Source organism: Algibacter luteus (assembly GCF_900141715.1).
Taxonomy (GTDB): domain Bacteria; phylum Bacteroidota; class Bacteroidia; order Flavobacteriales; family Flavobacteriaceae; genus Arenitalea; species Arenitalea lutea.
This window is the reverse complement of the sequence record NZ_FQYK01000014.1, coordinates 1-6,964: the sequence shown is the minus strand read 5'-3', so window position 1 is coordinate 6,964 and position 6,964 is coordinate 1. Positions and strand designations below refer to the sequence as shown.

The 6,964-nt window shown below is 31.3% G+C and carries 4 protein-coding genes and 1 pseudogene; all 5 read left to right on the top strand.

Annotation, left to right across the window (positions count from 1 at the left end; all coding sequences use genetic code 11):
* On the top strand, window positions 1-1,131 hold a 1,131-nt coding region (locus BUA46_RS14935; RefSeq protein ID WP_143148163.1), incomplete at its 5' end, for a T9SS type B sorting domain-containing protein.
* 14 nt (window positions 1,132-1,145) lie between these two features.
* Window positions 1,146-2,081, top strand: a complete 936-nt coding sequence (locus tag BUA46_RS14930; RefSeq protein ID WP_026010167.1) for a PorP/SprF family type IX secretion system membrane protein — start codon at window positions 1,146-1,148, stop codon at window positions 2,079-2,081.
* Between the two features lie 11 nt (window positions 2,082-2,092).
* Window positions 2,093-4,009: an OmpA family protein gene (locus tag BUA46_RS14925; RefSeq protein WP_019388875.1), complete on the top strand. Its 1,917-nt coding sequence runs from the start codon at window positions 2,093-2,095 to the stop codon at window positions 4,007-4,009.
* A 377-nt stretch (window positions 4,010-4,386) separates the two neighbouring features.
* Complete coding sequence (locus BUA46_RS14920; protein ID WP_143148162.1) at window positions 4,387-4,929, top strand: hypothetical protein; 543 nt, start codon at window positions 4,387-4,389, stop codon at window positions 4,927-4,929.
* Window positions 4,930-4,976: 47 nt separating this feature from the next.
* A pseudogene (locus BUA46_RS14915) lies at window positions 4,977-6,964 on the top strand (hypothetical protein); the annotation flags it as partial.

Sequence of the window (6,964 nt, the reverse complement as noted above, 5' to 3'; positions counted from 1 at the left end):
TTCCCTATTGGAGATACTACCGTAACTTGGACCGTAACTGATACTGCTGGTAATACAGCAACTTGTACGCAAATCGTAACTGTTGAAGATAATGAAGCTCCTGTATTTGTTGAAAAACTCCCTTCAGATGCAACTTATGAATGTAGTTTTGTTCCTGATGCTACAATATTAACAGCTACAGACAACTGTAGTGATGTAGAGGTTGTATTTAAAGAAGTTAGGACCGATGGAACATGTTCCTCTGATTATATTTTAGAGAGAATCTGGGAAGTAACTGATGAAAACGGATTAACAACATCGCATACACAAATAATTACAATTACAGATAAAACAGCTCCTTCTCTAGTATCTAATTTAGAAACTGAGTTAGATGTTAATTGCACAGAAATTCCTGAAGTTCCAACATTGGAATTTGAAGATAACTGTTCCTCAAATGTTACAGTAATTTATAATGAAACTAGCACATATGATGATAACCAAATTTCTAATTATGAAATTGTGAGAACTTGGACGGTAATTGATGAGTGTACTAACGAAGCCGTATTTGTTCAAAAACTAAATGTACAAATAGACAATGAGGTTGTTCAAATAAATGATAGAGTTTGTACAGATAACGGAACAATAAATATGGATGTTTATTTAAATAACAATGAATCAGGAAGTAATTGGGTTCTTGAATCAGGTAATGTGACTTTAGAAGGAAATACTTTTGATCCAGAAAATGTTGAATTAGGAATCTATACGTTCAGCTACACAACGTCTTCAAATGGTTGTCTAACAACTACTGAAGTTATTCTAGAAGTTCATGATGAATGTGTTGTATTGCCTTGTGGCCGAAAAGATGTGATTATTTCAAAAGTAATTACTCCAAATGGAGATATGCAAAATGAATTCTTCACAGTAGAAGGTATAGAAACTTGTGGATTTGTAGTAGATATTAAAATATTCAATCGTTGGGGAGCTAAAATTTATGAAAATTCTAATTATAAAAATGATTGGAATGGAACAGCTCATTCGTCATCTGTAGGAAATGCAGAAAAAATTCCAACCGGAACATATTACTACATTATTAATTTGATAAACAGTGGAATGAAGCCTTTTGCAAAAGGTTTCTACGTTGGAACAAAATAAAATAGAAATAAATTATGAAGTTATTAAAATTTAACGTCGTTATTTTTATAATACTCAATTGCACGATTGGATTAGCTCAACAACTTCCTCAATTTACGCAGTATATGTACAATACGATTTCAATAAACCCAGCTTATGCAGGTAGTAGAGAGACTTTAAGTGTTGTAGGTTTGCATAGAAGCCAATGGGTTGGTTTGGAAGGCGGTCCTTCAACACAAACGTTGTCTGTTCATAGTCCTTTGAGAAATGATAGAGTTGGTTTAGGACTTTCTTTTATTAACGATGAACTTGGATATGAAAATTTCTCATATTTATATGGAGACTTTTCTTATACAATTCCTGTCGGCAATAAATCAAAACTAGCTTTTGGAATGAAAGCTGGATTTACTCAATATAGTTTAGACGAAGAAATTTTAAATGACCCAAAAGTTTCAAATGACAACTTTTTTAATGATATTTCCAGTAGATGGTCTCCCAATGTAGGACTTGGAGCTTTTTTACATTCTAATAGATGGTATATAGGACTATCCGCCCCAAGAATTTTAAACAATGATTATAACTCTAGCACAGATGGAAATAATTCATATGTAGCACTTGAGCGTGTAAGTTATTATTTTACTGGAGGTTATGTTTTCGATTTAAGTGCTACAACAAAGTTTAAACCAGCCATGTTATTAAAAGCTACAAACGGTGCTCCTTTATCTTTTGATATTACTGCGAACTTTTTATTTAATGATAAACTTTGGCTTGGCGCGTCATATAGAATCAACGAATCCGCAGCCGCTCTTGGTGGAATTGCCGATTTTCAAATTTCTAAACAGTTACGTATTGGCTATGCCTATGAATATCCTATTTCAGAATTAAGAGCTTATACTAGCGGTACTCACGAAGTGCTACTGATGTTTGAAATATTTAAAATTAAACGTATTAAATCACCTAGATTCTTCTAAAATAAATTGTTATGAATATAAAATTTTTAATACTAATTTTAGCTTTTTGCACTAGCTCAATATTTGCACAAAAAAAACTAGCCGATAAGTTTTTTGATAATTATGCATACGTTAAAGCTAGTGAATTATATCTAAAAACCATTGAAAATGGGGATGATAGTGCACATGTTTTAACACGTTTAGGCGACTGTTATTATAACAACTCTAATTCAGAAATGGCAGTCAAATGGTATGGTAAAGCAGTGAATAAATATGATAAGATAAATCCTGAATATATTTACAAATATATTCAAACCTTAAAGAGTATTGGTGATTATTCAGAAGCAGATAAATGGCTAAAAAAATTCATTACAATACAAAACAATGATAGTCGTATTAAAGGATATGATGCTAACAATTCAGAAAAATATGATGAACTTAATAATCTTGATGAAAAACGAATAATAGAGGTCAGAAATTTGCCATTCAATTCCAAATATTCAGATTTTGGCACTTTTAAATATAATAATCAATTAATTTTCGCTTCAGCTCGAGGAGATGTCGAAACCAAAAAATATTCATGGAATAAGGAACCCTTTTTAGATTTATATCAAGTTAAAATATCAGATACCCCTGAATCTATACAGTATAGTAATCCTGAAGTACTTCCAGCTTCAAAGATTAACACTGATTTTCATGAAGCATCTGTTGCCATTACTAATGATGGTAAAACGATGTTTTTTACCAGAGACAATGTTACTAGAAACAACAAACTAGATTATGATAAAAAAGGTACGTCACATTTAAAAATTTACCAAGCAACTTGGGTTGATGGAACATGGAAAAATATAGTAGAATTGCCCTTTAATGACGATGTTTACTCTATTGGTCATCCCGCTCTAAGCGCAGATAATAAAAAATTATATTTTGTGTCAAATAAAGAAGGTGGTTATGGTCAAACCGATATTTATGTCGTTGATATTTTTGAGAACAATAAATTCGGGGCGCCTAAAAATCTGGGTAAAAAAATAAATACAGAGGGGCGAGAAATGTTTCCATTCATAAGTAAGGATAGTACTTTTTATTTCTCATCTGATGGTCATTTAAATTTAGGCTTATTAGATATATTTAAGTCGAATTTTATTAAAGATTCAATAGCTGACCCAGAAAATTTAGGAGCACCATTTAATAGCGGATATGATGATTTCGCTTATTACGGACTATCAGACAATGATAATCAGAGAGGGTATTTTTCTTCTAATAGACCCGGAGGAAAAGGTAATGACGATATTTATAGTTTTAATTCATTTAAATGTTCACAAATCATATCTGGAATAGTAATGGATAGTATATCTAATTTAGTACTCACGGATGTTTCAATAAAACTAATTAATGAAGTTGGAAAAGTAATAGATAAAATCAATACTAATGACAACGGAGAATATAGTTTTGAGGTTAATTGTAATCAAAAATATACAGTTTTCGCCGAGAAACCAGATTATAAAGAATATCATAAGGACGTCTTAACTAATCTGGAAAAAGAAAGGGTTAATGACCATAATATTTACTTACAATCCCTTATACAAGGAAATCAAATTGTAATTAATCCTATTTTCTTTGATTATGATAAGTGGAGTATTAGAACTGATGCAGAATATGAACTTGAAAATATAGTGGATATATTAAGACTTAAGCCTGATATGATAATTAAAATTGAATCACATACAGATAGCCGTGGTAAAGATAGTTATAACCTAAAGTTATCTATCAAAAGAGCGGAATCTACTCGAGATTATATAATATCAAGAGGTATCGATCCTGAACGTATTGAAAGCGCAATTGGTTTTGGTGAAAGTCAACTATTAAACAAATGTAGTAACGGTGTTAAATGCACTCCAGATGAACATCAAATAAACCGAAGGTCATATTTTTATATAGTAAAAAATTAAACTTTAAAACTATTTATTTATAAACAATTGATATTCAAATAATTAGGTGCTAATATATTAAATTTTAGTCGATAAAAAGCATAAAATATCGGTGAAGCATATATCTTTACTGTTAATCGAATTTATAAGTGATTTACCATGTATATTTGACCAACTAGTAACATATCCTTTTTTTTGTACTACCTACTATAAATTTAAAATGATGACCCCGAATCTAATTTCAAAAGTAAACATAGCATTGTTAAACAATAATGCTCTTCTGGCATATTTTAATCCCTCAAAATTTTTTTTCTTTCTTATTAATCGTTAAAAGTTGCTTTATGTAGCCTGTGATATCGATTGGGCTACAGAAAATAAATAAAAATCATTACCAAATCATGAAAAATAAATCGAATCTTAAGTTAATTACATTTGTTCTTACTTGCTGTATTTGTATTGTTGTGAACGCGCAAAAGCAAAATTCAAATAACGATTTTACTGTGAATGTAGTCAAGTCTAGTAATGAGTCGAATTTTGAAAAAGAGCATATCCATGTTTTAGAACTTAAAAATAATTCGAAGCAATTGTCAGAATATGTCATAACAATGGTAACAAATAATTGTTCAAATCAAAAGCAATATGATGCTTATAATATTAAGTCAACAAATAAAGAGTTTACTAACATAAACACAAAGATGTTTTTGAATGATTTAAAAGGTAAAGAATTAACTAGTGAGGTTGTACAAGTAAAGCCGAATCAATCAATCAAATTATATTTAAAAACCCAACAAAATAGCAAAGCGGTTTTAGATTCTTGGAATTGTACTAAAATTCAAGCTACCAAATTATCAAAAAACCAAGCTAAAGGTTCTAATAGTGAAATGTCGGAATCAGTAATGATAAAAACAATTGTTCGAAACCCAAATAATAAAGGACATTAAATAATAAAGTTTTTCCAAATAATATTAATTAGTTAATTAAAAGGCTTATGAAAACGTCTACTAAATATAAAAATTACCATCATTTAATATTGGTGTTTTTCTTTTTTATAAGTGCATTATCTCATGCTCAATTAAAAAATGATTTTGACCCTCGATTTAATGAAACTGTTAATGGTGATTTCACCATGATAGCAAATAACATGGTTTCATTACATGTAACAGATCCATATAATGGTACTGGTGATAATCAAGATAATAATATGGTTTATGTTGATATCGATGGGGATGCAAGTACATTTAATTCTAGTAGAGCTAATTTTTTAAACCCTGCTCCTAGTGCAAGTTGTTTAACTATTAAAAAAGTGTTATTATATTGGGCAGCATCAGATTTTGAACCAGATACTTCGAATCCATTGTCAGAAAACCAGTTATTATGGGATTTTGATGATATAAAACTAATGTTGCCTGGAGAAACCGATTATACAACTTATGATGCCGACGAAGTCTTATATCGCGGACGTGATGATAACGGGGATGGTATACCAACGGATCATTTTAGTAATGATCCTTATATTTGTGTTAAAGATATCACAACATTGGTTACAGGTTTAGTAGACGGTGGTGAATCGCCATATGGATGGTACCAGGTTGCAAATGTTGAAGGTAAAATTGGTAATTTACAGGAGCCTGATTTTACAACTCCTACTGGTGTTTCAGGCGGATGGCAAATTGTATTCGTTTATGAGAGTCCAGAATTACCTTCCAAAAATATTAGTATTTATGATGGTTATGCCCACGTTAGAAATATTGTAGGGCAAAAAGATTATGAAATTTTAATTGACGGATTTCAAACAGTACCAGCGCCTCAAAATGTAAGTGTTAAAGTACTTATGGGTGCACTTGAAGGTGATAGAAATTTGAGTGGAGATAAATTACAAATTGTTACCGCTCCTGCGACATTTGTAGATTTAGCTACAGACCCAACAACGCCAATTCGGGGTCCTGATAACTTTTTTAATAGTAGAATTACAGTAGATAATGCTAATTTTCCAAATCGAGAACCTAATAGTGAAAATACTTTAGGTTTTGATGCGGCGGTTTTTCAATTAAATAACCCTGGTAATTCCATAATAGGTAATGATCAAACTTCGGCTACTTTTAGACTAACATCTAATCAAGAAACCTATGGTGTATATTTACTAGGACTTTCTGTTGATGTATTCGAACCTAATCTTGGGCCAATTCAAGTTGTAACTGATGCAGATGCTACGCCTCAAGCTCCTGGTTCAACAATACTTGGAAGTTTTGATGTAGAGAATAAAGGTAATGATAATGCTCAAAATGTAAAGATATTTTCGACTCTTCCTCCTCAACTAATGTTAGTAGAACCTGTAATAGGTTTGCCAGATGGTGTAGACTATTCATATGATGATGTAACAGGATATTTGGAATTTACAGTTGAAGATTCTTATGTTGAAGCCGGAGACCCTGCAATTGAAGATGTTGAATTTAATCTTATTATAAGAGATGAATGTTATTTTCTTGAGGATTCATGTGTTTTATCATTTGGACTAGAATTTACAGCTACATATAATGGCGTTATTAATCCTGTTACACAAACTACTAATAGTTCATCAAGTGTTGATGCCTGTGGTGTAGGTAATGAAGAAGAAACCATAATTAATGTTATACAGCCAACTGTAGATTGGGCAACAGCAACAGGAGCATTAGACCGTAATGTGCAATGTAATGATGCGTCAGCATTAAGTGATGCACAAGCATTAGCACCTTTAGCCAACAAGTGTAATCTAACAATTGAAAAAACACCCGGAACTTTTGATGAAGATCCTTCATGTCCAGGAACAGGTACAATAACTAACACATTTAAAATAGTTAATGCTTGTAATATAATTGTTGCAGACTATGTGCAAACAATTACAATATCCAACACTACACCAATAGTTTTACCTGCTGATGGTACTGAAACTGTAGATTGTATTGCAGATGCAGATGGTTCAGGAATAGTATTACCAAC